General features: G+C 37.0%; 28 protein-coding genes and 1 other RNA gene. 10 read left to right on the top strand and 19 right to left on the bottom strand.

What is annotated here, in order from left to right:
- Positions 1-54 precede the first annotated feature (54 nt).
- Both QGM71_RS03280 and QGM71_RS03275 read left to right on the top strand, forming a co-directional pair.
- On the top strand, positions 55-1,086 hold the full coding sequence (locus QGM71_RS03280; protein ID WP_327606079.1) for a C40 family peptidase: 1,032 nt from the start codon (positions 55-57) through the stop codon (positions 1,084-1,086).
- 75 nt (positions 1,087-1,161) lie between these two features.
- On the top strand, positions 1,162-1,521 hold the full coding sequence (locus QGM71_RS03275) for a hypothetical protein (protein ID WP_327606078.1): 360 nt from the start codon (positions 1,162-1,164) through the stop codon (positions 1,519-1,521).
- Between the two features lie 53 nt (positions 1,522-1,574).
- Here the strand turns inward: QGM71_RS03275 and QGM71_RS03270 are convergent, their stop codons facing one another.
- Both QGM71_RS03270 and QGM71_RS03265 read right to left on the bottom strand, forming a co-directional pair.
- Positions 1,575-2,165, bottom strand: a complete 591-nt coding sequence (locus QGM71_RS03270; protein WP_327606077.1) for an HD domain-containing protein — start codon at positions 2,163-2,165, stop codon at positions 1,575-1,577.
- Complete coding sequence (locus tag QGM71_RS03265) at positions 2,165-3,835, bottom strand: formate--tetrahydrofolate ligase (RefSeq protein WP_327606076.1); 1,671 nt, start codon at positions 3,833-3,835, stop codon at positions 2,165-2,167. Before QGM71_RS03265 ends, QGM71_RS03270 begins: the two co-directional genes overlap by 1 nt.
- A gap of 361 nt (positions 3,836-4,196) precedes the next feature.
- Between QGM71_RS03265 and QGM71_RS03260 the strand changes: the two genes are divergently transcribed.
- Both QGM71_RS03260 and QGM71_RS03255 read left to right on the top strand, forming a co-directional pair.
- The gene (locus QGM71_RS03260; RefSeq protein ID WP_327606075.1) at positions 4,197-4,397 is read left to right on the top strand and encodes a cold-shock protein; all 201 of its coding nucleotides are present in this window, start codon (positions 4,197-4,199) and stop codon (positions 4,395-4,397) included.
- 155 nt (positions 4,398-4,552) lie between these two features.
- Positions 4,553-5,251 carry a queuosine precursor transporter gene (locus QGM71_RS03255; RefSeq protein WP_327606074.1) on the top strand — a complete coding sequence of 233 codons (699 nt, stop codon included), beginning with the start codon at positions 4,553-4,555 and terminating at the stop codon, positions 5,249-5,251.
- 18 nt (positions 5,252-5,269) lie between these two features.
- On the opposite strand, the gene QGM71_RS03250 is transcribed toward QGM71_RS03255, so the two are convergent.
- Positions 5,270-5,731 (bottom strand): isoprenylcysteine carboxylmethyltransferase family protein, encoded by a 462-nt coding sequence (locus QGM71_RS03250; protein WP_327606073.1) that lies wholly within the window; start codon positions 5,729-5,731, stop codon positions 5,270-5,272.
- 338 nt (positions 5,732-6,069) lie between these two features.
- On the opposite strand from QGM71_RS03250, the gene QGM71_RS03245 reads away from it, so the two are divergent.
- The 3 genes from QGM71_RS03245 to QGM71_RS03235 are packed head-to-tail and all read left to right on the top strand — an operon-like array spanning position 6,070 to position 8,443.
- Positions 6,070-6,216 carry a cytochrome c oxidase subunit 2A gene (locus QGM71_RS03245; protein WP_327606072.1) on the top strand — a complete coding sequence of 49 codons (147 nt, stop codon included), beginning with the start codon at positions 6,070-6,072 and terminating at the stop codon, positions 6,214-6,216.
- Between the two features lie 29 nt (positions 6,217-6,245).
- Complete coding sequence (locus QGM71_RS03240) at positions 6,246-6,749, top strand: cytochrome c oxidase subunit II (RefSeq protein WP_327606071.1); 504 nt, start codon at positions 6,246-6,248, stop codon at positions 6,747-6,749.
- Complete coding sequence (locus QGM71_RS03235) at positions 6,749-8,443, top strand: b(o/a)3-type cytochrome-c oxidase subunit 1 (protein ID WP_327606070.1); 1,695 nt, start codon at positions 6,749-6,751, stop codon at positions 8,441-8,443. Before QGM71_RS03240 ends, QGM71_RS03235 begins: the two co-directional genes overlap by 1 nt.
- Before the next feature lie 57 nt (positions 8,444-8,500).
- Here the strand turns inward: QGM71_RS03235 and QGM71_RS03230 are convergent, their stop codons facing one another.
- The 9 genes from QGM71_RS03230 to QGM71_RS03190 form a co-directional block, all read right to left on the bottom strand.
- Positions 8,501-9,037: an isoprenylcysteine carboxyl methyltransferase family protein gene (locus QGM71_RS03230; protein WP_327606069.1), complete on the bottom strand. Its 537-nt coding sequence runs from the start codon at positions 9,035-9,037 to the stop codon at positions 8,501-8,503.
- A gap of 2 nt (positions 9,038-9,039) precedes the next feature.
- Positions 9,040-10,161, bottom strand: a complete 1,122-nt coding sequence (locus QGM71_RS03225; protein WP_327606068.1) for a type III polyketide synthase — start codon at positions 10,159-10,161, stop codon at positions 9,040-9,042.
- 49 nt (positions 10,162-10,210) lie between these two features.
- Complete coding sequence (locus QGM71_RS03220) at positions 10,211-11,710, bottom strand: carboxypeptidase M32 (protein WP_327606067.1); 1,500 nt, start codon at positions 11,708-11,710, stop codon at positions 10,211-10,213.
- Between the two features lie 3 nt (positions 11,711-11,713).
- The gene (locus tag QGM71_RS03215; protein ID WP_327606066.1) at positions 11,714-12,850 is read right to left on the bottom strand and encodes a THUMP domain-containing class I SAM-dependent RNA methyltransferase; all 1,137 of its coding nucleotides are present in this window, start codon (positions 12,848-12,850) and stop codon (positions 11,714-11,716) included.
- Between the two features lie 183 nt (positions 12,851-13,033).
- An RNA gene (gene rnpB / locus QGM71_RS03210) (RNase P RNA component class B) lies at positions 13,034-13,410 on the bottom strand.
- A gap of 76 nt (positions 13,411-13,486) precedes the next feature.
- Complete coding sequence (gpsB, locus tag QGM71_RS03205; protein WP_327606065.1) at positions 13,487-13,804, bottom strand: cell division regulator GpsB; 318 nt, start codon at positions 13,802-13,804, stop codon at positions 13,487-13,489.
- A gap of 178 nt (positions 13,805-13,982) precedes the next feature.
- A complete protein-coding gene (locus QGM71_RS03200) occupies positions 13,983-14,384 on the bottom strand; it encodes a cytidine deaminase (RefSeq protein WP_327606064.1) in 402 nt (133 codons plus the stop codon).
- A 99-nt stretch (positions 14,385-14,483) separates the two neighbouring features.
- A complete protein-coding gene (locus QGM71_RS03195) occupies positions 14,484-14,846 on the bottom strand; it encodes a DUF1798 family protein (protein WP_327606063.1) in 363 nt (120 codons plus the stop codon).
- 84 nt (positions 14,847-14,930) lie between these two features.
- Positions 14,931-15,140, bottom strand: coding sequence for a hypothetical protein (locus QGM71_RS03190; RefSeq protein WP_327606062.1), 210 nt, complete (start codon positions 15,138-15,140; stop codon positions 14,931-14,933).
- Positions 15,141-15,311: 171 nt separating this feature from the next.
- Here QGM71_RS03190 and QGM71_RS03185 point away from each other — a divergent pair, with 171 nt between their 5' ends.
- On the top strand, positions 15,312-15,416 hold the full coding sequence (locus QGM71_RS03185) for a spore protein (RefSeq protein ID WP_327606061.1): 105 nt from the start codon (positions 15,312-15,314) through the stop codon (positions 15,414-15,416).
- Between the two features lie 52 nt (positions 15,417-15,468).
- On the opposite strand, the gene QGM71_RS03180 is transcribed toward QGM71_RS03185, so the two are convergent.
- Positions 15,469-16,428, bottom strand: coding sequence for a DUF2515 family protein (locus tag QGM71_RS03180; protein WP_327606060.1), 960 nt, complete (start codon positions 16,426-16,428; stop codon positions 15,469-15,471).
- A gap of 124 nt (positions 16,429-16,552) precedes the next feature.
- On the opposite strand from QGM71_RS03180, the gene recU reads away from it, so the two are divergent.
- Both recU and QGM71_RS03170 read left to right on the top strand, forming a co-directional pair.
- Entirely contained in the window at positions 16,553-17,140 is a 588-nt protein-coding gene (gene recU, locus QGM71_RS03175) for a Holliday junction resolvase RecU (RefSeq protein ID WP_327606059.1), read from the top strand.
- Positions 17,141-17,158: 18 nt separating this feature from the next.
- A complete protein-coding gene (locus QGM71_RS03170; protein WP_327606058.1) occupies positions 17,159-19,882 on the top strand; it encodes a PBP1A family penicillin-binding protein in 2,724 nt (907 codons plus the stop codon).
- Positions 19,883-19,968: 86 nt separating this feature from the next.
- Here the strand turns inward: QGM71_RS03170 and nth are convergent, their stop codons facing one another.
- From nth to QGM71_RS03140, 6 genes are all read right to left on the bottom strand, one after another.
- A complete protein-coding gene (gene nth, locus QGM71_RS03165; RefSeq protein WP_327606057.1) occupies positions 19,969-20,625 on the bottom strand; it encodes an endonuclease III in 657 nt (218 codons plus the stop codon).
- Positions 20,626-20,628: 3 nt separating this feature from the next.
- Complete coding sequence (locus tag QGM71_RS03160) at positions 20,629-21,306, bottom strand: DnaD domain-containing protein (RefSeq protein WP_327606056.1); 678 nt, start codon at positions 21,304-21,306, stop codon at positions 20,629-20,631.
- Between the two features lie 107 nt (positions 21,307-21,413).
- Complete coding sequence (gene asnS, locus QGM71_RS03155; protein ID WP_327606055.1) at positions 21,414-22,706, bottom strand: asparagine--tRNA ligase; 1,293 nt, start codon at positions 22,704-22,706, stop codon at positions 21,414-21,416.
- Positions 22,707-22,725: 19 nt separating this feature from the next.
- Entirely contained in the window at positions 22,726-23,910 is a 1,185-nt protein-coding gene (locus QGM71_RS03150) for a pyridoxal phosphate-dependent aminotransferase (protein WP_327606054.1), read from the bottom strand.
- A gap of 15 nt (positions 23,911-23,925) precedes the next feature.
- Positions 23,926-24,450 carry a cell wall elongation regulator TseB-like domain-containing protein gene (locus QGM71_RS03145; protein ID WP_327606053.1) on the bottom strand — a complete coding sequence of 175 codons (525 nt, stop codon included), beginning with the start codon at positions 24,448-24,450 and terminating at the stop codon, positions 23,926-23,928.
- Positions 24,422-24,580: a hypothetical protein gene (locus QGM71_RS03140; RefSeq protein ID WP_327606052.1), complete on the bottom strand. Its 159-nt coding sequence runs from the start codon at positions 24,578-24,580 to the stop codon at positions 24,422-24,424. Before QGM71_RS03140 ends, QGM71_RS03145 begins: the two co-directional genes overlap by 29 nt.
- Positions 24,581-24,603 lie beyond the last annotated feature (23 nt).

Here is a 24,603-nt window from a genome sequence, read left to right as displayed (position 1 = left end):
TTTTTTGTACATAAAGTTGTTAGGGACAGTCACAAAAAGAAAGGGGATAAATGCATGCTAAATGGTACAATTGAACATGTAGTAAAGCATTCCATTCTATACAGCTATGTGTTAAGTCAGCCGCTCGCTACATATGTTGATGCATATCCTGAACTGCAAAACAAAATTTTACTTAAAACAGAACAACTAGAATATGGTGAACACGGGGAATCGGTTCGCCTGCTGCAAAAAAAACTAAATAAATTATCTTATTTTGAAGATGAAATTGACGGTGAATTTGACTTATTAACTGAACATGCACTAAAAAAATTCCAGGCAGATCATAATATTACAATAAATGGCCAAGCGGATAAAGAAACAATATATGCATTAATAAAAATTGAAAAAAAGAAATATATAGCACAATTAGAAGACATAAAAGAATCGATTTACCCTGGAATGCACGGTGAAGAAGTAAAAATTGCACAAAAAGCCCTGCAATACTTTGGTTATTACGATGGTGAGCTTGATGGCATCTATGGCCCGCTTACTAAAAATGCTCTAAAAATTGCCGAGGAAGAGCACGGAATTGAAATGAACGAGGAAATTACAAAAGAAGCCTTAACAGCTTTGTATGATAAACCAATGGACGAAGAGGTTGAAGAAGAAAAGGCAGAAGTGAAAGTTGAAACGAAAAGTAAACAGGAATCAAAGGAAAAGGAAGTTAAGAAAGTTGAAGTGAAAGGGTCAAATAATAAGGATGTCATTCAAGCAGCAAAATCTTTTATTGGAACACCTTACACTTGGGGGGGAACTAGCCCAGGGGGCTTTGACTGCAGTGGATTTATACAATATGTTTACCAAACACAGAGTATAAGTACCCCCCGAACTGTTAGTGATACATGGAATTTCGCACAGCCGGTCTCTTCAGCATCAGTTGGTGACCTTGTGTTTTTTGAAACCTATAAACCTGGTCCTTCCCATATGGGCATATATCTAGGTGACGGAAAATTTATTCACGCTGGTGAATCACGTGGGGTAGAAATAAGTGATATGAACAATTCTTATTGGGGACCAAAGTATTTAGGAGCCAAACGAGTTAACTAATAAAATGTCAGTAGCATGTATTATTTTCTAAAGTTAACAAACACTACCTTTATATTTGTGTGAAGGTGGATGAGGATGACTGGATTAGTTGTAAAATTAATTGTTACGCCTATTGGTATTATACTTGCTTCCTGGATCTTTCCCAATGTAAACTTTGCCTACTGGTTTCAGCCGATAGTACTCGGCGTGTCGTTAGCGTTTATAGGTGTTGCACTGGAAATGGCGCTATTGAGAGAAAATACTATTTGGTTAAGTACTTTATTGGATTTTATTGCTTCCGCCGTGATAATTTATTTAGGAGCTTTGTATTTATTCGATACGTATGTTACCTTTTGGGGCGCGGTACTGACTGGAGCTTTGTTGGCAGTCACTGAAATATTCCAGCATTATTGGTTGGTGAACAGTAAACGTGTACAAAAAGAGCCTGTTGGCTAATAAGTAAAAAAACAATCAAGCTGGGTTGTCTCTGCCAACTTGATTGTTTTTTATTACCACTCATTATGAAACTGCACTAAAAATTCTTCCACGAAGATATGACGTTTCATTGCGATTTTTTTAGCTGAATCTGTATGCAATAATCCTTTTACCTTCAATAACTTATCGTAGAAATGCTGGATAGACGTATTCTCTACCTCATGATCGTGATGGATCAATTGATTCATTGCGCCTCCGTATGCAAACGTTCGTGCAACTCCTATAGCGCCTATGGCATCAATTCGGTCCGCATCCTGAACGATTTTCCCTTCAATAGTTTCCGGAATCGCGCCTTTACTGAACGATATATTCCTAATTGATGTTTTGACTTTATTAATTTCCTCGCTTGACATGTGTAAGGACTCTAAAAAGTTTTCCATCTCTTCAATAGACTTCCTCGGGTCAGTAAATAGCTTTTTATCACCAATATCATGCAACCAGGCAGACGTTTCACATATAAATGGGTCTGCTTTTTCTTCCTCAGAAATCTCTTGGGATAGGCGTGCTACGCGTCTCATATGATAAAAGTCATGACCGGTGGCGTCGTTGTGAAATATCTTGTAAGCATAGTTTTTAATTGCTGCTAGTTGTTGCCGTTTTTCCATTAAAATAGTCCAACAATCTTTCCATCATTTGTTACATCCATCTTAAGGGCTGCTGGTTTCTTAGGTAATCCAGGCATTGTCATTACATCACCAGTCAATACAACAATAAAACCAGCACCGATAGAAGGACGCAACTCTCTAATCATAATGGTAAAACCTTTAGGTCTGCCTAATAATGCAGGGTTGTCAGATAGTGAGTATTGTGTTTTTGCCATACAAACAGGCAATTTACCCCAACCTTGCTGCTCATAAAATGTAATTTGTTTTTTTGCTTTAGATGAGAATTCAATATCATCTGCTCCATAAACCGTTTGAGCAATTTTGCGGATTTTGCTTTCCAGTGTCTCTTCCAGTTCATAAAGACGTTTAAAATCTCTCTCAGTGGATTCCGCTTTGTCAATGATCTTTTCAGCTAAAAGAATGCCGCCCTCTCCACCTTTTGCCCATACATCTGTTAAAGCTACTTCTATCCCCCTTGACTCGCACCAGCTTTCAACGAAATCCGTCTCTGCAGTAGTGTCTGTTGGAAACTTGTTTATAGCTATAACAAATGGCAAGCCAAAGTTTTCAATCGTTTCAGTATGTTTCTTTAAATTTTCCATTCCCTTTTTTAATGCTTTTACATTTTCTTCCTTCAAATTATCTTTTGCGACCCCTCCATGCATCTTTAACGCACGTACAGTTGCTACTATAACAACAGCATCCGGTTCGAAATCACCTGCACGCGATTTTATATTTAGGAACTTTTCTGCGCCAAGATCGGCTCCAAACCCTGCTTCTGTTACTACATAATCTCCTAATTTTGCTGCTGTTTTTGTTGCGATAATGCTGTTACATCCGTGCGCTATATTAGCAAATGGACCACCATGAATAATCGCTGGTGTATTTTCAACTGTTTGTACTAAGTTTGGTTTCACTGCATCTTTCAGTAATAAAGTAAGTGCCCCTTCAATTTCTAATTCTTTAGCAGTAACTGGTATGTCATCGTATGTATAGCCAATTACGATGTTGGCGATTCTTGCCTTTAGATCTTCCAGTCCAGTTGAAAGGCATAGTATAGCCATGATTTCAGAAGCAACAGAAATGTTAAACCCATCTTCTCTTGGGACCCCTTTTAAAGGTCCCCCAAGACCAACCACAATTTGTCGTAACGAACGATCATTCATATCCATTACACGCTTCCATTCAACTTTTCTTGGATCGATGTTCAGTTCATTACCTCGATGTATATGATTATCAATAATGGCAGACAGGGCATTATTTGCACTAGTTATCGCATGGAGATCACCAGTGAAGTGCAGATTTATATCTTCCATTGGAAGTACCTGAGAATAACCGCCCCCAGCAGCCCCTCCCTTTATTCCCATGACAGGTCCTAAAGACGGCTCACGTAATGCTATCACAGCTTTTTTTCCAATTTTATTTAATGCTTGTCCAAGACCTACTGTTACAGTAGATTTACCTTCTCCCGCAGGAGTTGGATTTATGGAGGTTACTAGGATTATCTTCCCATCTGGCTGATCTTTTAATTTACCCAGTAATTTATCGGACAGCTTTGCTTTTGTATGACCGTATGGCTCCCAGTCCTCTTTAGAAAGGTTTAACCCTGCTGCTATTTCTCCAATTGGTTTAAGTTTTGCTTCTTGTGCAATAGTGATATCAGTTTTCATTATTGTGTCTCCTTTCCTATTCCTATCTATATTGTACATCCTTTGTAAACGTTTTTATACTTTTATCTCTATTTAGTTCTAGTTCCATAACTAATAATAACAAGCAATTGTGGGAAAGTTATTTATAGTTGATTCTTACTGCCAATTTCTTGACTGGGCTGGAGAATTAAGCTATATTAGACACAAGCAAAGAAGATGTACGGGATCATGTAAAACATAGGCAGCTTCTATAGAAGTGGATGCAATTATGATCCTACCTTTTATAGTTGTTGTCTTTTTTAAATCCGTTTGTCTGCTTTGTATTAACACGTTTATAACAAATAAAGTTCATAAACGTGAAGTTTTTAGGAGGATTATTCACATGGAAAATGGAGTAGTAAAGTGGTTTAACGCAGAAAAAGGTTTTGGTTTTATTCAATTGGAAGAAGGAAATGATGTATTCGTACATTTTTCAGCAATCCAGGAAGAAGGCTATAAATCATTAGAAGAAGGTCAAGAAGTATCTTTTGAAGTTGTTGAAGGTGAACGTGGCCCTCAAGCTGCTAACGTGACGAAAAGATAATAACAAAAACGTATATAAAGTGGTAATCTTAATTGATTACCACTTTTTTTGGTTATATCCGTTGCATTACCCGGGGATAATCGATATAATAATTGCTATTGTTCTTCCGCGGTTCGCAATCTCCCGCGTTATCAAAACTATGGAGGTATTTAACCATGTCCAACGAAATAATCTGGATTTTATTTGCACTCGTAAATTTTTCGCTGCTTTTACTGTTTTACCGATTGTTTGGTAAGATGGGTTTATTTGTATGGATTGGTATGGCTACAGTTATAGCTAACATACAAGTTTTAAAAACAGTTGAACTACTGGGACTAACCGCTACGTTAGGAAATATAATGTACGGAACAGCTTTTTTAGCGACCGATATACTAAATGAAAAGTACGGTAAAAAAGAAGCTAAGAAAGCTGTTTGGTTAGGGTTCACTACATTAATTACGATGACCCTTGTCATGCAGGGAGCACTTCAGTTTGAACCAGGGGCGGATGATATTGCTCAAGGTGCATTAGAAGGTATTTTTGGTTTGATTCCCCAAGTCGCTGCGGGAAGTTTAGCTGCTTATATTATCAGTCAGTATTCTGATGTATGGATATATGACAAACTAAGAAAGTTATTCCCCACAAATAAACATTTATGGATCAGAAATAATGGAAGTACTGCAATCAGCCAACTACTGGATACAGCAGTGTTTTGTACAATAGCATTTTATGGACAGTTTCCACTTTCTATCTGGATTGAAATTTTCATTACTACGTACATTATAAAATTTGTGGTTGCATTAATGGATACGCCATTCATGTATATTGCAAAAAGCATGCATAATAATAAAGAAACAAAATCGGATAGCTATTAGTATAGCTGTCCGATTTTGTTAAAGGGAAACTTTTGAAAAGGCAGGTTCCTTCCTTGTTAAGCTGATTTTACTTAGTATTATATACAGAATTGGATAAACAAACGCGCTAATATATGCTCCAAAAATCAATGGTGTTATGAACATAGATGCTATTGTAAAGATATTGTAGGGCTGTTTGGCGTATTTATATGGCCCCTTTTTAAGAATATAAACTCCCGGTACTACGATTTGTTTCAAATTCCAAAACTTTTTCAGAGAATATATGCACCAAATCTTCCCTCCAATTATAAAACTGAGTATAAAAAGAAGGAAGTAGTTTAGGTGTAAATCTGGTACAGAACGTGTTGTAGCTTCCCAAAAAATTGATACCAGAAACGACATATAGAGCAGCTTAGACCACCTATATCTTCTTTCTTCTTTCAGTACCCCTCCCCTTTCCTTCAGCCATATTTCATTTTCTCTTGCAATTTTTAACTCCATAACTCTTTCGCATAGCACAAACACAAATAATACCCACATCCAATATGTCATATAACCCCACTCCCATTCTGCACTATGTTATGGATCGTTGTTATTTTCTAGTAACGTCTGATCTCCATAGATATAGATAGTTTGTTCTGTTTTTCAAGGATTATTAACAAAAAAGTCACAAAAAAGCCATATAGTTTATTAACTTAAAAGTTAGTAAAACATCTAAACAGCGTCCCTTGAGTCTTCTTGAACAATCTGTGAAACGTGCGCTATTCCAATTAATTCTATTACTAATTTGTGTATGATAAAAACAAGAGGAATTAATCTGCTTTGAAGGGGTGATTGGAATGAGCAGTGTACAGGAAAGAAAGCCTCAAACAGATACACAAAAAGAAGAACCAAATTTAAAGGGCACTTTTATATCTGTAATGTTAATTGGGTTATTTATTATTGTTAGCTGGGCTGGTGTTTTTGCATTATTTATTGGCAGGTAGAAAAAGTATATATTGGGGAGTGATTAAGCATGCATTTACACAAATATGAAAAGGTGTGGTTGATCTTTGGAATAGGGTCATTAGTAGTATTTTTAATGGTCTTGGGTTTCGGAGCGTTTTGGCAAGGTACTCATCCACAAAGTCATGGTGTTACTATCGATCCGGAAAATATTGAGGCACATGAAGCTTTTCAGCAAGAGAACTTAGGAATTACACAAGTGGCCGATGATAAATATATTGTCAATATTGTAGCCACGGCATTTAATTATGACCTGGGACTGGATGAGGACGGTGCTCAGGTAAGGAATTTACGTATTCCCAAAGGGTCAACCGTGTTGTTTCAAGTAACTACCCCTGATGTGGTACATGGATTTAATATAGCAGGGACAAACGTAAACATGATGGTTGAACCAGGTTATATAAGTAGTTTAGAAACAGTAATGGATAAAACTGGTGAGTATACAATTGTGTGCAACGAATATTGCGGTCTCGGCCATCACTTAATGTTTGCAACTGTGGAGGTGTATGAATAATGGCGATTGAAAATATAAAGACAACTACAACGAATAATTCGAGGCTACCTTTGACTATTTCTAAACAAGAATCCAGACTGTATATGTCCTTCCTGCATGTTGCATTTATATCTTTATTTATTGGAGGATTAATGGGACTTCTTCAAACATTAGTAAGGTCAGGAACTATCACATTACCTTGGGGTATTGATTATTATCAGGTGTTGACTGTTCATGGCGTAATTCTGGGGCTTGTATTGACAACTTATTTTATTATCGGATTTCAGTTTTCTCTAATGGGTAAAACTGTAGGAATGTCAGACAAACAACGTAAAGTAGCTTGGTTGGGATTTTGGGTAATGCTTGTTGGTACAGTAATGACTGCAATAACCATTTTATTGGGAAAAGCAAGTGTTCTTTACACTTTCTATGCACCATTAAAAGCCCATCCAGCGTTTTATATGGGATTGGCTCTGGTTATTATTGGAAGCTGGATTGCAGGAGTTGTTAATTTCCGTCAGTTATATGTTTGGAAAAAGAAACATCCTGGTGAAAAATCACCGCTGCTGGCGTTTATGGTTACAATTAACATGCTTATGTGGATCATTGCATCCATCGGCGTTGCAGTCGCAGTACTTGTTCAATTCATCCCATGGTCACTTGGCTATGCTGAAACGATTAACGTTCTAGTAAGTAGAACATTATTCTGGTATTTTGGACATCCGCTAGTGTATTTCTGGTTATTACCAGCTTATATGGCATGGTATGCTATAATACCAAAAATCATCGGTGGGAAATTATTCAGTGATTCACTTGCAAGAATGGCATTTATCTTATTATTGTTCTTCTCTATTCCTGTAGGGTTCCATCACCAATTAACGGAACCTGGAATTGACCCAACATGGAAGTTTATTCAGGTTGTCCTAACTTTTATGGTTGTAATACCTAGTCTGATGACAGCGTTTTCCATCTTTGCCACATTTGAAGTCACTGGACGTCGCAAAGGTTTTGGAAGTTTGTTTGGCTGGTTCAGGCATTTGCCTTGGAAGGATGTTCGTTTCCTTGCTCCTGTAATTGGTATGTTAGCCTTTATACCGGGTGGCGCTGGTGGTATTATTAATGCTTCCCATCAAATGAATGCCGTTGTTCATAATACCATTTGGGTCACAGGGCATTTTCATTTAACTGTTGCCACTACTGTAATATTGACGTTTTTCGGGATAACTTATTGGCTTGTGCCGCATTTAACAGGCAGAACACTAACCAAATCAATTAACCGACTCGGTATTATTCAATCAATTATCTGGACTGTTGGTATGACTATTATGTCTGGAGCCATGCACATACAAGGTCTTCTAGGAGGGCCAAGACGCTCATCCTACTCCGAGTATGGCGGAACAGAGCAAGCAACTGAATGGATTGGATATCAAATGGCACAAGCTGTTGGAGGATCCATCCTATTTATAGGTATTCTGTTGATGGTATATATTTTTGTCAAACTATCATTCTTCACGCCTAAAGGGGAAGAAGAATATCCTATCGCTGAAGAAGAAGATGATGCTGAACCAACACCGAAATTCCTGGAGAACTGGAAGTTGTGGATCGCTATTACGATTGCTTTGATATTATTTGCATACACGATTCCTTTTGTAGATATAATTCAAAATTCACCACCAGGCTCCCCACCATTTGATTGGCCGATAGGGAATAATTAAAAATAGTAAGAGGACAGTCTATACACAGCTGTCCTCTTTTAATATAAAAGGCTGATTTTAATGATTCTCATTTCTTTCCCGGGAAAACTTCACTTCAGCAAGTGCTTTTTCTTCACTTGGTATTCTTATTGTTAGTAATAAGACATGTAAAATTGGAAATACCACAGCTGTTATGTAAGCACCGAACAACAAAGGAATAACTATTAGCTCAATACCTACAATAATGTAGTTCGGGTGCTTCACAAATTTATAGGGTCCTTCACTGACTAATGAAAAATTAGGAGAGATAATTATCTTTGTATTCCAAAATTTACCCAGGGTACGAATGCACCATATCCTAATTAATTGCGTAAGGATGAAAACAGCAAACAAGAAATAATTGAGAGTGACATGGGTAACATCCCGCATCATGGATTCAAGCAGCAGGCTTATAAAAAACAAGACGTGAAGAATGATAAACCATTTGTAGTGGCTTTGTCCTCTTTCAATACCCCCTCTTTCCTTCATCCATTTCTCGTTTTTTTTAGCAATATTCAGTTCAACTAAACGCTGAATAATAATAACACTAATTAAACCCCACATAAATAAAGGCATTTTTAACCCCACTCCAATAAAATTAATTCGGAACTGAATCCAGGCCCCAGTGCAGATAATATACTCTTTTCATTTTTGGCAACAGATTGTTTCATCCATTCACCTAACACATACATTACTGTAGCAGATGACATATTACCATGGTTATTAAGGACATTGTAAGAATGGCTAAGTTTTTCAGCAGAAGTCTGTAAGACACGTTCCATTGCGTCCAGCACTTTCTTACCTCCAGGATGCGCTATAAAGGAGTGAATCATTTCTTCTGTAAGTTCAGTCTCCCTTAAAAAGGCATTAATATGCTCTACCCAGAAAGAGTCTACAAGGGCAGGGATGCTTTTTGAGAATACTACTTCTAACCCGCTGTTTGTTACTTTCCATCCCATAACAGAAGTGCTGTTTCTTTTAGTTAAGGAGCTGGTGTACATAATTTTTGGGGTTGTACTTCTACGGTACGAGAGATATGGCGATTGATCACCAGTAACCAGGGTTGCACTTATTCCATCACCAAAAAGCGCAGTCCCTATCATATTGCTCTTTTTCATATCTCCTTTTTGAAATGTCAAGCTGCAAAGTTCACAACAAATTAGTAAGGCTGTTTTCTCCGGATGTGATGTTATCCAGTCATGTGCCCGGGATAACCCTATCGCACCTCCAGCACAGCCTAGCCCCCATAATGGCATACGATTAACATCTTGACGGAATGGTCGCTCATTAAGCAGGTGAACATCCATGGATGGGGTAGCTATTCCCGTACTTGATACATAAATGATCATGTCAATGGCTTCATAGGGAATATCCGTAGTAAGAAATTGTGAATTAGACAGGCAGTTATCGATAGCTTTTAATGCATATTCTTTAGAATAGTTTTGATATAAATCATTTCTTTCCTGAAATGAATGTTTTTCTTTGAACCAATCTTTTTCGACAACGAATTGTCTATCGGTTACTTGGGCATTATCAAAAACAGGTAATAATCTATTTATTTGTTTTTCAGAATAGATGAACACTTCTTTTACAAGTTGCTTTACCTCATTTTGTTTTAAAGTGTATTTGGGAATACCAATACCAGTTGAACAAATATATGTCATAAAGTCACCTTTTCCAAACCATATTTTATTCCACATCTGGCAGTAGAACACTCCCCAAATAATAAATCAATCAACGTCCTAATGCTCAGAGTTTATAAATATCTGTATATTTTGCAGTTAAATAATTTACGAGATAATCTGAATTTAGCTTTTCGTGTGTAACATCTTCAATAATCTCTAATGGTTTCTTCATTTTACCGTAATGGTGAATATTATCGCTTAGCCATTGCTTTATTTTAGTAAACTTACCAGTTGTTATGAGTTTATCCAAGTTCATTTCTTTATTTAATGCTTCCTTTAACTGTGCTGCGTACATATAACCTAAAGCGTAGGAAGGGAAATAGCCAAAATCTCCTCCTGCCCAGTGGATATCCTGCAATACTCCTTCTCGATCTGATGTTGGTCTTACCCCTAAATAATCCACCATCTTTTCATTCCAAAGGTGTGGTAAGTCCTTCACCTTAATTTCATCATTGATTAACGCTTTTTCCAGCTCATACCGAATCATAATATGAAGCGGATATGTTAATTCATCTGCTTCTATTCTGATAAAGGATGACTTAACTTCATTGACGGCACGATAAAAGTCATCGAATGGAATCTGTTGGTAATGACTTGGAGCAAAGGTTTTAAATAAATCATAATATGTTTCCCAATAGGCCTTACTTCTGCCTACAAAGTTTTCCCAGAAAAGTGACTGTGATTCATGAATTCCCATCGATGTTCCGGTTGCAAGCGGCGTGTTTACTAAATCTTGATTAATATTTTGTTCATACAATGCATGCCCACCCTCATGAATGGTGCCAAATACAGCAACACGAAAGTCTTGTTCATCATACCTAGTTGTGATACGAACATCATGCTTATTTAAGGCAATGGCAAAAGGATGCACAGTTTCATCAAGTCTACCGGAGGTGAAATCATATTCCATTTGCCTAAGTACTTCCATACTGAAGTTTTCTTGATTCCTTTTTGGAAAGTGACCTTTCAAAACAGTCGGATCAGGTTTGTAATTACTAAGATTAATTCTTTCTAATAAGGAACTTAGTGAATTTTTCAGTTGAGGAAATATGTCATCTAATTCTTTAGTTGTTACTCCCGGTTCATAATTATGTAAAAGTGCATCATAGATGTTATCTTCATAGCCCCAATAAGCTGCAAACCTTTTATTATATTCAACCAGTTTTTCCAAGTAGGGTTGAAAAAGGGCGAAATCTGATTTTTTTCTTGCCTCCTGCCATATCGCTTCAGATTTAGATTGGAGCATCACATATTCTTTATATTCATTATGAGGAATTTTACGGTTTCGATTATACTTCTCTTCACATTCAGCTACCGTTTTTATCATGATCTCATCATTCGTGTTATCTTTTAATAGATCAATAAAATATTTCATCTTTTCAGATGTCTCCAGCTGATGTGACTTTTCAGAGAGAAAACCTATAATTTCTGAGCGCTGTTCAATACCATTTTCAGGTATTTTTGTGCGCAAATCCCATTGTGCCAGCGCTATTGCTTCTTGATAAGCACTCTGTTCTTTCAATAAGTTTTTAAAGTCCTTTTCGATTAAATAGGTGTTATCCAAGCTTTATTCCCCCTTTATTTTAGTACCAAAATATTGATAGTAATCTGTTCGGATGAACCCGTTAAATAATTTTCTTTTTTTCGTTGCTTTTTTGCCAAACTGTTTTTCAAAGTTTTCAAAGGCAGTGAGGATATAGACACTCCAACTAGGGTGACTACGCATAACATTTCCAAGTTCCCTATAAATCTCTGCAACTGCATCTTCATCACCCAGTCTTTGTCCATAAGGTGGATTTCCTATTAAATACCCGTTCTCATTTCGAATAAACAAATCCCTTACTTGCATTTGTTTCCATGATATAAGATCACCAAGCCCTGCTTCAATGGCATTGTCGTTCGCTATTTTAATTAGGTTATAGTCAATATCAGACCCAATGATGTCAAGTTTTTGATCATAATTTGCCTTATCTTCCACTTCTTCAGCTGCTTCTTCCCAGTATTTATTTCTAATCCACTTCCAGTCTTGGGAGGCGAATTCACGATTAAAACCTGGAGCAATATTCTGGCCAATTAACGCTGCTTCAATGGCAATGGTACCAGAACCACAAAATGGATCTATCAAGGGATAGTCCGGCTTCCAATTCGTCAGCATGACCAGGGCTGCTGCCATTGTTTCTTTTAAAGGCGCTTCACCTTGACCCACACGATAGCCTCTCTTATGTAGACCTGCTCCGGATGTATCCATGGTTAATGTAGCAACATCTTTGAGTAGTGCTATTTCTAATTTGTAAGTTGCTCCTGTCTCTGGCATTTTTGTAGCGATTCCGTATTTCAACTTCAATCGATCTACAATTGCCTTCTTAACAATCGCCTGGCAATCAGGAACACTATACAGCTTTGAATTCAATGATTTACCGGTGACTGGAAACATTCCATCTTCTGAAATGTAATCCTCCCAAGGTAGTGCTTTCGTTGACTCAAAAAGTTCGTCAAATGTCGTGGCCTTAAACTTTCCAACAAGTACTCTTACACGGTCTGCTGTTCTTAGCCATAGATTACAGCGTGGTATTGCTGAAATGGGGGCTTCAAAGATAACCTTTCCATTCTCTACGGTTACATCATATCCTAATTGTTTTACTTCATTGGCGACTACAGATTCTAAACCCATAGCTGCTGTTGCAATTAATGTTACATTCTGCATAAAGTTACCTCTCATTTCAAAAATTAAGTTTGTTTTAGTTTATCATAACCTATTAGGTAAAATGAAAACATATCCATTCACTTGTTGAATGGATGAATATGATGTCTTAAACGCGAAAAAACCTTTCCAATAGCACTATGCCATCAAAAAGGTTTAATTATTCGTTATGTAGACCATTAAATACTCGATAAGCCATGTTCTGTACCAGTGTACTTCCAACGGTGGTCAGCCTCGTACGTCTGGTTGTAATCATCTATCTACAAGTAACACTTGTCCCTCTTTCGGTTGAATTCCCTACTAAAGGATGCCCCTACCATTGTTTGGGTTGCTCACTCGTGGGGTTTACCTCGTTCCACCCGAAATGTTTCCATTCCAGCTACGTCACTGTGGCACTTTCAAGGATAGTATTCCATATCATAAATGACTTAGGAATATCTCCTGCCGTTAACCTCATTGGCTACCTTGACTTATGATTTCGTCAAGCACGAACACTACAAACATCTCAGTCTGTGCGAGCATGGACTTTCCTCTGTAAATTAATACAGCGATCACATGAGTATTTAATATTTCCTTCTCTTATTCTAGCATGATATTACCATTGATTCAAGTGATGGGAAAAATTGGATAATCTTTTGTTTATCCATTCCCCTCTCCAGACTCAGTGAACTTTTTACCAAAAACTGCTTTTTCCAGGTTGGATAATCTTTTAAGAACATCATAATTTACTTGTGTTGCTGGTTGAGCAGTTCTTGTCCTTGTCTGTTCTTGTGAACCTTTTTTAAGTCGTTCATTTTCCTGGCGTAATCTGTCAATTTCTTGTTTGAAGATGTCGTAGTCCTGAATCACTGCATCCAGAAACTCATCAACCTCTTCTTGGTTATAGCCTCGCATTGCTACCTTAAATTCTTTCTCTAAAATATCTTTTCCATTGAGTTGCACACGACTTAAACTCATTTAATCACCTCATATAATTTACATATTTCTTTTCTGACTGCAAGCGTAAGTACACTTAACAGTTTATGGATGTCAACTCTTTTTTATGAATGAAATCTTTCGTTCTATTATACCATTAAAAAAGGAACCTGGAAAACCAGCCTCCTTTGATAAGGTATTTAGTAAGACGTGGATCCAATTATATTACAGGCAAATCTGTTTGTTGAAATGAAAAAGGTAATAGTTCTTCCATTGTAACAGTCTTTACTTCACTATTTAGATTCGTTAAGTGTATTGTCATGGTTGGTTTAAAGAACTCACTCATGACCTGGCGACAGGCTCCACAAGGTGGTACCGGTCTTGCCGTATCTGCTGCGACTGCCATTTCTTTAAATTCTCTCTCCCCATCTGCGACTGCTTTGAAAATAGCAACCCGTTCAGCGCAGCAGGATACAGGGTAAGAAGCATTTTCAATGTTGCATCCTGTGTAGATTTTTCCAGACACTGTGATCAGAGCTGCTCCTACAGGAAATTTAGAGTAAGGTACATAGGCTCTTTTTCTTATATTTATAGCTGTTTCTATTAGTTTATTTTTAGACATGTGTTTTCCCCCTTCTTTATAAGTGGAAGGTTATTATAAGGAATATCCCTATTTTTGTAAAGCGTTTGCATGTAGGTGTGTCAGTTGTAACCAAGCATTTTATTGAGATGACGGTTTTAGTTCTCTTATTAATTGGTCATAAATATAGCTTATAGAGTTATTCAGCTCCATAAAACGTTTTCGTTTTACGTCAATATAATAGCTGTGCATTAGGAGCAGCTCCATATTTTCTCTAGTGGATGTAATTTGGTGTGGATGTACAGTTACATTTCTTTCTTTCACTTCTTTTAATGCTGCCTTTTCCCATTCATGGATAAGTTCATATACAGGATCAGTTTCCTTCTTAACTTTCAAGAAAAAATCTCTGTCTTTTCTGTTTTGAGGAGGATCACTGTTCTCATATTGATCTTTGAAATAAATGAGATGGATTTTTAATTGTTCGGTTTGTTTTATTAGCTCCATGGTGTAATTATTCCACCTTTTTAAATTCATAATTCTACTACTTACTTTAACACTTTTAAGATGCTTTAGCACTTATTTTCTACTCTATATTTTTAACTTATTAATTTTAAATCTAGTGGAAATAATTTCCTCTTGCTGTTTTTGAAAATGATGCCATACTTCATTATCTATTTTTGTTGTTAATTTTTGATCAATCCAGCGTATTTGATCAGACATTCTTTGAAATGTAGCTTCAACTGTTCTTTTATCCATACCACTTGTATTGCTGTTTATTATTTTTACTGCTAAAGACATGAACATCACCCTCACTTTATTAATTTTTATTATCTAAACTAAGTATTCTCCAGCCTCCATGGACTCTCCTTCCTGTTCGACAAAACTAGAAAAAAGGTTACAAAACAAATGGAATTACTTATCATTTCGGTTAAATTAGACAGACTAATTAATGAAAGGAGGTTATTCGTAATGAAGAACAAAAAGAAAAATCAGAAGAAAACAGAAACAATAAAGTCAAAATCGTTAAAAACAGGTGACAAAAAGTTGGATGGCCCGAATCGCCCTTCCGTCTAATAGTTGGACTTAAGAGAAGGATTTGTCGCTGACGAATCCTTCTTTGGTTTAATTACGAAAATATATTCCTGATATAATAATATGCATATAACATATTCCGTTTTTGATAGAAAGATTTTTCTATAGCATAATTCTCGACGTTTATCGTATGTTTTTGTAACCATATGCGTCTTATGCCCCCCGACTTGTACCAATCATTACGTACTTTATCCTGATGGTTAATTACAGGATAGAGTACTCTTAACATGGGACTGTTTGGAAAAGTCCTGTTTGTGTACTGTTCATAATCACTACGAGAACCTGTATGTTCTACTGCTAAAGCAAAGTCTAATGATCTATAATATAGTTCAGGTGAAAAAATGAGTGAGGCAATGAGTTTCCCTAACATAATCCGGTTTGTTATGTTTGTAAAATCATGGACATAGGTACCGTATAAATTAGCAGAGGATGTTGGTATGATCACGGCGTTCATTAGTAAGTAATCCTGTAAAAGGTATGGTAACTTTTGAAATACATGCTTTTTAAAAAAGGACTGAGTGATAACTGGTTTTTGAATTACATTTTGTTCATTTATTATGAGGGCAGTCATCAGGTTATCTTTATCGTTACTTCTCCAAAAGCGATACCATTCTTGAATCATATAATTTGATACATCAAATGCTTTTAACAAATGAAACATTGGTTTTCTTATGGAACAAGAAAGCTTATAGACAAGGAGTTGAGGGTAAGCATCGGAAAATATCAACCAGTTTGCACGTTCGTATGTCATAAACAAACGTTCACGCTCTATATTACTGAGTATTTTTTGAAATGGAGATAAGTGCAAATCTGTCATGTTCCAACCGGCATTTCTTGAGACAATGCTGGCAACAAGTGCCCACTTAACTTCTGGGTACTGAATATAAAAGTTTTGGTAAGCTTTCGTACGACTAATGTTATCCACATTATGCGTTCTTGTTAGATTTGTTATATAATGTACATAGTTGGGTTGTTTCTTAAGTTCATGACGCATGGGTAACCCACCTTCCTGATTGTCTTTGTTTAACTTCTGCATTTATACGGAGATTTATGCTGTTATGGTTATCAAGTCAACCCATTTCTGATATGATACTGTAATATGCAAGGAGGTACAGCAGATGAATTATCCTAATGGAGCAAAAAAAGTTTTAGTAAAACAAGGAATGACTGAAACGGCAGATGCATTCAGCAATCGAGGAATGACTTTAGAGGAAGATATAAATACAACAAATAAATATTATTTAGATTTAGATAAAGCCATTGTTCATAAGAAACCTACCCCTGTTCAAATTGTGAAAGTAAATTACCCAAAAAGGAGTGCTGCTGTAATTACAGAAGCCTACTTCAAACAGGCTTCAACTACTGATTATAACGGTGTTTATCGTGGTAGGCATATTGATTTTGAAGCAAAAGAAACCAAAAACAAGACGTTATTTCCACTAGCCAATATTCATGATCATCAAATTAAGCATATGGAATCAGTTATAAAACATGGCGGTATTTGTTTTTTAATTATTCGGTTTGCAGCTTATAACGAAACTTTTTTTATGCCAGCCGAGAAACTTTTTTCTTATTGGAACGACAAACAAAAGGGTGGCAAAAAATCAATCCCCTACAATGTCATCAAAGAAAGTGGATATAGCATCCCTTTTCAGTATCAAGCAAGAATTGATTATTTAGCTATCATAGATAAGCTTTATTTTTAGAGACGGAGGAATGGAGCTATGGCGGATAATAGCCAGAGTCGTACAGCAAGAAGAAAACAAAAAAAATCAACCAAAAAGCCTATATGGAAAAAGATATTATTAATAGTGCTTATCGTATTTCTGGCCTTAGGTATCGGTGTGGGTACAGTAGCAGCTTACTGGATTGCAACTGCTCCAGAGATAGATGCTGCTAAACTTACTGATCCTTTCCCATCAGAGCTACTTGATAAGGACGGCGAAGTGTATGGTGTTTTAGGAACTGAAAAACGTACCAAAGCAGAATATGATGAATTACCTCAAGTATTAGTGGATGCGGTCATTGCAACTGAGGATTCACGATTCTTTGAACATTCCGGTATTGATATGAGAAGGATTGGCGGTGCAATTGTTGCTAATGTTACTCGAGGATTCGGCTCAGAAGGTGCAAGTACAATTACACAGCAAGTTGTTGAAAATGCCTTTCTTTCATCAGAAAAGAAAATAAGTTTAAAAGTCCAGGAACAGTGGCTTTCTTTAAAACTGGAAAGAGAATATACTAAAGAACAAATATTGGAAATGTATTTAAATAAAATCTTTTATGGAAGTCACGCTTATGGTGTGGCCAAAGCATCAGAAACTTACTTTGGAAAAAAAGATTTGAATGATCTCACGTTGCCGGAAGCCGCTATTTTAGCAGGTTTGCCACAAAGGCCAACAGCATATAACCCTTTTGAGAACCCTGATTTAACAGAAAAGCGAATGAATACGGTGTTAACATTAATGGTTAGACACGGAAAGATATCTCAGGAAGAGGCTGACGAAGCAAGAAATGTTGATATTACCTCCCTTCTGACAGACACCAGACCGCAACCAACACCATATGAAGCTTTTCTAAAGCAAGTAGAAGATGAAGTTAGCGAAAAAGTTGAAGGTGCAGATATTTATTCAGATGGATTGAAGATTCATACTACAATAGATACAAGTGTTCAGGATCATGTAGAATACTTACTGACTGATAGTGAAGCGAACCCTATTCCTTACCCGGATGATGAAATGCAGGCAGGAATGGTTGTATTAGACACCAAAAATGGTGCAATACGTGCTATCGGTGGAAGAAGGAACAGCAATCAAATTCGTGAATACAACTATGCTATCCAAGGTGGACAACAGCCAGGGTCTACATTTAAACCGATTCTTTCATATGGACCAGCAATAGAGCATAAGAAAATGTCCACTTACCACCAAATCAATGATGATAAGCCATACGAAGTTGGTGGGTCCAGTCCAATCAGAAACTGGAACAGAGCATATGGTGGCTGGATGAGTGCACGGCATGCGATGAATCAATCTTTAAACGTTCCAGCAGTTAAAACACTAGATGAAACAGGTTATGCAGAGGCTAAGTCATTTGCTGAAGGACTTGGTATTAACTTTGCAGATGACCAAATAACAATACGAGACGCAATTGGTGGGTCCAAAACAAACGTTACCCCCCTTCAATTGGCTGGAGCCTATCGTGCATTTGGTAATGAAGGAATATATAATGAACCTTATGCTGTAACCATGATAGAATTTCCAGATGGAAAAACAGTTGACTTAAAACCAGAACCGGAAGCAGCTATGTCTGATTATACTGCTTATATGATTACAGATATGCTTAAAACCGTTGTTACTGATGGTACTGGAACCCCAGCAAACGTTCCAGGATTACAAGTAGCAGGTAAAACAGGAACAACAAGTTTAGAAGACGAATCCGGTAGTCCTGACTCCTGGTTCAGTGGCTATACAACCAACTATACTATTTCCATTTGGACTGGTGGTTATACTAACGACGATGGAAAAAGAGCAGCAATTCCAGATGGTCATACAAGAATTCCACATGCACTATTTAAGAATACGATGGAAGAAATATCAAAAGGAATCGAGACTGCTGATTTCATCAAACCTGATTCAGTTGTAGAAGTTGGTGTTGAGAAAGGGTCTAACCCGGCTAGATTACCTAGCGATTATACCCCATCTTCTGAGATTGTAACCGAGTTATTTGTAAAAGGTACTGAACCAGCTAAAACATCTGAAAAGTTTGATGAACTTGATCCTGTCAGTGGTCTGAAAGCTAAATATGATGAAGATTCCAATTCGGTTCATATTGAATGGGATTATGATTCAGATGAAGATGTATCATTTGAAGTAAGTGCAAGTGTGAATGGTGGTCAGATGCAAAGTCTGTCATCAACTTCTGATAACTCTTTGGAAATTTCTGAAGTTGAAATTGGTGCAGAATACGAAATTCAAGTCATAGCGGTAAGTAACGATAATAATATGAAGAGTGAGCCAAGAACAACAACTGTACGTATTCCAGAAGAAGATGAAGACGAAGAAGAGGATGAAGAAAATGAGGGTAATATTCCTTCAGTAAGTGGATTGAGTGCAAACTATAATGACTCAGCCGGGCTTATTGACGTTTCCTGGAATTATAATGGCCCACCAGCAACGTTTGAAGTATCCGTTAATGGTCAAACAGAAACCGTACAATCTAATGGCATTGAAATATCCAATGCTTCTCCCGGGCAAAAGTATACTATTACGGTAACGCCAATAGGCCAAAATGGTGCTAATAGCGGAGTAAGAGGTGACCCGCAAAGTACAGAGGTGACTGTACCAGAAGAAAGTAACGGTAATGATGACGACGAAAACGGTGAAGAGGACGAAGAAGAAGAAGAAGAAGAAGAGGACGAGGAAGAAAATGAGAATAATTCAGAGTAATAATTAGGCGGTAGTTCAAGTTGTTCTATTGCCCTTACCCGAAAAAAATAGAGGTAAACTTCACTCGAAGTTTACCTCTATTTCTATTATAAACTAATTTCCTTTTTCATTCGCTTCTTCCCTTCCCTGCAGATCTCTAACAGTGGACATTCGGGACAATTTGGGTTTCTCGCCTTACAATGATACCTTCCAAAAAAAATCAAGCGGTGATGGGTTTCTGTCCATTCTTCTCTAGGTACTTTGCGCATTAACGTTTCTTCCACTTCTAAAACAGAGTCTTTCCATCTGCATATGCCTAAGCGTTTGGATACACGTTCCACATGTGTATCCACCGCAATCGCAGGTTCTTTGAAAGCCACTGAGGCAACCACGTTTGCAGTTTTCCTTCCCACTCCTGCCAACTTGACTAGTTCTGATTTACTACTTGGTACCTCGCCATTGTAATCACTCAGCAGTACTTGGCAAAGTTTGCGAATGTTTTTGGCTTTATTTCTATAAAGACCGATTGACCTTATATCCTGTTGCAGTTCTTCCAGTGAAACAGCCAAATAATCATCAGGTGTTTTATATTTAGCAAATAATTCCTTTGTTACTTTATTAACTAATACATCTGTACATTGGGCTGACAACAGAACAGCAATTACTAATTCAAATGGGTTTTTATGATTTAGCTCACATTCAGCATGTGGAAACATTTTGGTCATCTCATCCAGGCAGAATCTTACTTCAGACTTATTCAGCATAACTTAGTCTTCCCCTTCCAACCAGTTATAATAAAACGAGGTATCTCTCTTTTTTGTGTCGGTTTGCTTCACAGGCTGTTTATTATGGAAATTCTTACTTGCCTCTCTGGCTTGTTCAACTGAATGAATACCTTTTTTCTTCCATTCTCTAAGGATTCGATCAATATATTTAAAGTTTAATTTCCCCATTAACACAGATTCCCTTAATCCCGCTTTTATTAATGCGGGTGCTATCTCGTCCTCATCTAACCAGGCGTTAATTGTCTCAATTTCAAAAGGAGATAATGGTCTGCCGAATTCCTGTTCAAATAATATAAATATAGTTCCTTCCGTGTTATCCTGCTGTGGTTTTTCATTTGAGTATAATTGTAGCCAAAGAGGATCCAAACTATAAGCTTCACTTCTTTTATTCTGTTCATTTTCATGTTGTTCAATTGCTAAGAAACTTCTTTGAATTAGTTTCCGCAGCATATCCGCACATTCCTTTTCATCAAATGTCAAATGTTCAGCTAATTCAAAAGGAGTCGGAAAATCATTTTTCTCATGTAAAAATCGGTGAATCTGCAAGAGAAGCATCACTTCTTTCTCATTTAACCCTAATGACTTATACGAAGTAAGTAGCCGAATCGGAACAGGTAATTGGTTTAATACTATTTGTTGTATTGGAACAGATTTTGTCAAAATATCACCTCATCATTCTTAGTATAGCATGAAAATAATAGACAAGATTATAAAATCCCTTGCTCTTAAAGGGCAAGGGATTTTAAATTAGAAAGACTAAGAATAACTTATGGATATAGACGATTTAACAATCTTGGGAAAGGAATAGTTTCTCTAACGTGGTCGACACCAGATAACCAGGCAACGGTTCTCTCTAGACCCAATCCAAAACCAGAATGAGGCACGCTGCCGTATTGACTGAGCTCTAAATACCATTTGTAAGCTTGTCCTGTTAGCCCATGTTGCTCATAACGCTCTTGCATTAGTTGCAGGTCATCAATACGCTGAGAACCTCCTATGATCTCCCCATAGCCTTCTGGTGCAATAAGGTCAGCACACAAAACAACATCAGATCGGGTTGGATGGGGTTTCATATAGAATGCTTTGATTTCAGCCGGATAATTGGTAATGAAAATAGGCATATCAAAGTGTTCAGCGATCGCTGTTTCATGTGGTGAGCCGAAATCTTCTCCCCACTTAATATCACTAAAGCCTTTTTCTTTTAACAGTTCGATTGCATCATCGTATGATATTCTGGGGAACGGTGCTTTAATTTTTTCTAATTTACTTGTATCACGTTCTAAAACTTCCAGCTCCAATTTGCAATTAGTTAATACTGACTGTGCAATAAAACTTACATATTGCTCTTGAATTTGCAAGCTCTCATCATGATCAACAAAAGCCATTTCCGGTTCTATCATCCAAAATTCTATTAAATGTCTTCTTGTTTTAGACTTTTCTGCACGAAATGTTGGTCCGAATGAAAATACCTTTCCAAATGCCATGGCTGCTGCTTCCATATATAATTGTCCACTTTGCGACAAGTACGCCTCTTCATCAAAGTATTTCGTATGAAATAATTCTGTTGTACCTTCTGCAGAAGCGCCTGTTAATATTGGAGGATCAATCTTCACATACCCGCCATCATTGAAAAACTGATAGGTAGCACGGATAATTTCATTACGTATCTTCATAACAGCATGCTGTCTCTTAGAACGCAGCCAAAGATGGCGGTGATCCATTAGGAATTCAGTTCCGTGTTCCTTCGGTGTGATTGGATAGTTTACTGATTCATGGATTAATTCAATATTACTTACTTGCAATTCATAACCAAATGAAGATCGTGTATCTTCCACGATTTTTCCTGTTATGTACATAGATGATTCTTGTGTCATGTTTTTTGCCAGTTGAAATGTTTCTTCGCTTACATCACTTTTTGCGACCACACCTTGCATGAAACCTGTTCCATCCCGCAATTGTAAGAATGCAATTTTACCACTTGATCGTTTATTTGCTAACCATGCACCGATTGTAACTGTTTGTTCGCTATGTTGTGGTGCTTGTGAAATAGTTGTTTTCAAAAATATTACCTCCAAAAAACTAAGATTGATGAGTCATTATAAAACGTTTAATTCGTTTAGCAGCCTCTTCTAATACATCGGCTGAGGTTGCATAGGATAAACGGACATTATCAGGCGAACCAAAAGCAGAACCGGGAACAAGTGCTACCTTTTCTTTGTCCAATAAAGCTGCCACCCAATCATCCACTTTGGAATAACCATTCTTATCCGCTGCTTCTTTTACATTTGGGAATAGATAAAAAGCTCCCTTAGGTTTAATACATGTAACTCCAGGTATATCATCAATTAAGCCATGCAATAGATCCAGTCTTTCCGCAAATACACGCTTCATTTCTTCCAAAGGTTCTTGTGGGCCTTCATACGCAGCCAATGCTGCATATTGTGCTATTGAAGTAGGATTGGACGTTGAATGAGAAGCAAGATTAGTCATAGCACTTATTATCTCTTTTGACCCTGCAGCATACCCGATTCTCCACCCTGTCATAGCATGAGACTTTGATACACCATTTATTACTATTGTTTGTTCTTTTAGTTCGGAAGATAGCTGTGCAATAGAGATATGGTTATCAGATGAATAAATTAGTTTCTCATAAATTTCGTCGGAGATAATCAGCACATCATGTTTCAAGCAGGTTTCTCCAAGCTTCATTAAATCCTCTTTACTGTACATCATTCCAGTTGGATTACTTGGAGAATTAATAATGACAGCTTTCGTCTTGGCAGTAATTGCTTTTTCCAGTTCACTCGGCGTTATTTTAAATTCATTCTTCTCCTGAGCATTCACAATAACAGGTTCCCCACCTGCCAATTTAATTTGTTCCGGGTAGCTGACCCAATAGGGTGCTGGAACAATTACTTCGTCTCCCTCATTTATAAGGACTTGAAACAACGTATATAAAGCATGTTTAGCACCAGTTGTAATGATTAATTGTTCATTAGTATATTGAAGTTCATTATCCTCCAGCAGTTTGGTTGCAATCGCCTGTTTCAACTCGACGATTCCGCCAGCAGGTGTATACTTAGTCATCCCTTTGCTCATTGCTTTACTGGCGGCTTGAATAATGTAGTCGGGTGTATTAAAGTCGGGTTCACCTACACCTAAACCAATAACATCATGTCCTTGTTGCTTAAGTTCTTTCGCTTTTGCTGTGATCGCCAAAGTTGACGAAGGTGTTAGTGTTTTTACTCTTTTCGCTAAATCCATTTTCCAATCACCTTTCTATTTGAACATCCTTCTAAAACGATATTGTTCATATTGTGAACCATCATAAATGGATACATATTCCATTACGTAACGGCTTGAATTATCTATATACGTAATTTCCCATAATACCTCATCATTTACAAGGGCAGGAAGAATTTTTATCAATTCGCAATTAGTACAAGCTTGTTGTATTTGCTGAAGTACTGATTGCTCTGTTACGATTTCCGATTGATCAATAGTCGTTAGATTCTTTTCATTTCCCTCTAATGGGTAAAAAATTATTTTTTCTTCATTTTTATCATTTTTACCAAAAATAACATGATATGCTTCAGCACCATTAAATTGTTCTATCTTATCAATTTCAGTAATGGATGTAGCACGTAAGATCTGTTCAGCAGTTTGATCCTGTCCTGCATATTTACTTTCCTTTAAGTCAAGATATAAAAAAATACCAGCTATAAAACATACTATCGCAATAAGTGAAATTATCAACAAGCTCCATTTAAACCAGTTAAATCCTGTATAGCGCAAATACTTCACAATTTTCAACTTCCAGACTACGTGTTATATTTTTCTTTTTAATTCCTCGGTTCAGCATAGCAGTTGTTTTGTAAAGTTTTGATGAATAGTGGAGCTTAACCGTTGATAAGGCTTTTATTTTGTTATTCATCTTTTTCCCTCCAGATAAAATAC

This window comes from Virgibacillus tibetensis (genome assembly GCF_036026595.1).
GTDB classification, from domain to species: Bacteria; Bacillota; Bacilli; order Bacillales; family Amphibacillaceae; genus Virgibacillus_P; species Virgibacillus_P tibetensis.
The sequence above is the reverse complement of the archived record's forward strand: the minus strand, read 5'-3'. Positions and strand labels throughout refer to the sequence as shown.

Bases quoted from the DNA above. Each gene is read 5' to 3' on its own strand.
- QGM71_RS03280 (WP_327606079.1), top strand. From the start codon at position 55: ATGCTAAATGGTACAATTGAACATGTAGTAAAGCATTCCATTCTATAC.
- QGM71_RS03275 (WP_327606078.1), top strand. From the start codon at position 1,162: ATGACTGGATTAGTTGTAAAATTAATTGTTACGCCTATTGGTATTATA.
- QGM71_RS03270 (WP_327606077.1), bottom strand. From the start codon at position 2,165: ATGGAAAAACGGCAACAACTAGCAGCAATTAAAAACTATGCTTACAAG.
- QGM71_RS03265 (WP_327606076.1), bottom strand. From the start codon at position 3,835: ATGAAAACTGATATCACTATTGCACAAGAAGCAAAACTTAAACCAATT.
- QGM71_RS03260 (WP_327606075.1), top strand. From the start codon at position 4,197: ATGGAAAATGGAGTAGTAAAGTGGTTTAACGCAGAAAAAGGTTTTGGT.
- QGM71_RS03255 (WP_327606074.1), top strand. From the start codon at position 4,553: ATGTCCAACGAAATAATCTGGATTTTATTTGCACTCGTAAATTTTTCG.
- QGM71_RS03250 (WP_327606073.1), bottom strand. From the start codon at position 5,731: ATGGAGTTAAAAATTGCAAGAGAAAATGAAATATGGCTGAAGGAAAGG.
- QGM71_RS03245 (WP_327606072.1), top strand. From the start codon at position 6,070: ATGAGCAGTGTACAGGAAAGAAAGCCTCAAACAGATACACAAAAAGAA.
- QGM71_RS03240 (WP_327606071.1), top strand. From the start codon at position 6,246: ATGCATTTACACAAATATGAAAAGGTGTGGTTGATCTTTGGAATAGGG.
- QGM71_RS03235 (WP_327606070.1), top strand. From the start codon at position 6,749: ATGGCGATTGAAAATATAAAGACAACTACAACGAATAATTCGAGGCTA.
- QGM71_RS03230 (WP_327606069.1), bottom strand. From the start codon at position 9,037: ATGCCTTTATTTATGTGGGGTTTAATTAGTGTTATTATTATTCAGCGT.
- QGM71_RS03225 (WP_327606068.1), bottom strand. From the start codon at position 10,161: ATGTGGAATAAAATATGGTTTGGAAAAGGTGACTTTATGACATATATT.
- QGM71_RS03215 (WP_327606066.1), bottom strand. From the start codon at position 12,850: ATGCAGAATGTAACATTAATTGCAACAGCAGCTATGGGTTTAGAATCT.
- gpsB (WP_327606065.1), bottom strand. From the start codon at position 13,804: ATGAGTTTAAGTCGTGTGCAACTCAATGGAAAAGATATTTTAGAGAAA.
- QGM71_RS03200 (WP_327606064.1), bottom strand. From the start codon at position 14,384: ATGTCTAAAAATAAACTAATAGAAACAGCTATAAATATAAGAAAAAGA.
- QGM71_RS03195 (WP_327606063.1), bottom strand. From the start codon at position 14,846: ATGGAGCTAATAAAACAAACCGAACAATTAAAAATCCATCTCATTTAT.
- QGM71_RS03190 (WP_327606062.1), bottom strand. From the start codon at position 15,140: ATGTCTTTAGCAGTAAAAATAATAAACAGCAATACAAGTGGTATGGAT.
- QGM71_RS03185 (WP_327606061.1), top strand. From the start codon at position 15,312: ATGAAGAACAAAAAGAAAAATCAGAAGAAAACAGAAACAATAAAGTCA.
- QGM71_RS03180 (WP_327606060.1), bottom strand. From the start codon at position 16,428: ATGCGTCATGAACTTAAGAAACAACCCAACTATGTACATTATATAACA.
- recU (WP_327606059.1), top strand. From the start codon at position 16,553: ATGAATTATCCTAATGGAGCAAAAAAAGTTTTAGTAAAACAAGGAATG.
- QGM71_RS03170 (WP_327606058.1), top strand. From the start codon at position 17,159: ATGGCGGATAATAGCCAGAGTCGTACAGCAAGAAGAAAACAAAAAAAA.
- nth (WP_327606057.1), bottom strand. From the start codon at position 20,625: ATGCTGAATAAGTCTGAAGTAAGATTCTGCCTGGATGAGATGACCAAA.
- QGM71_RS03150 (WP_327606054.1), bottom strand. From the start codon at position 23,910: ATGGATTTAGCGAAAAGAGTAAAAACACTAACACCTTCGTCAACTTTG.
- QGM71_RS03140 (WP_327606052.1), bottom strand. From the start codon at position 24,580: ATGAATAACAAAATAAAAGCCTTATCAACGGTTAAGCTCCACTATTCA.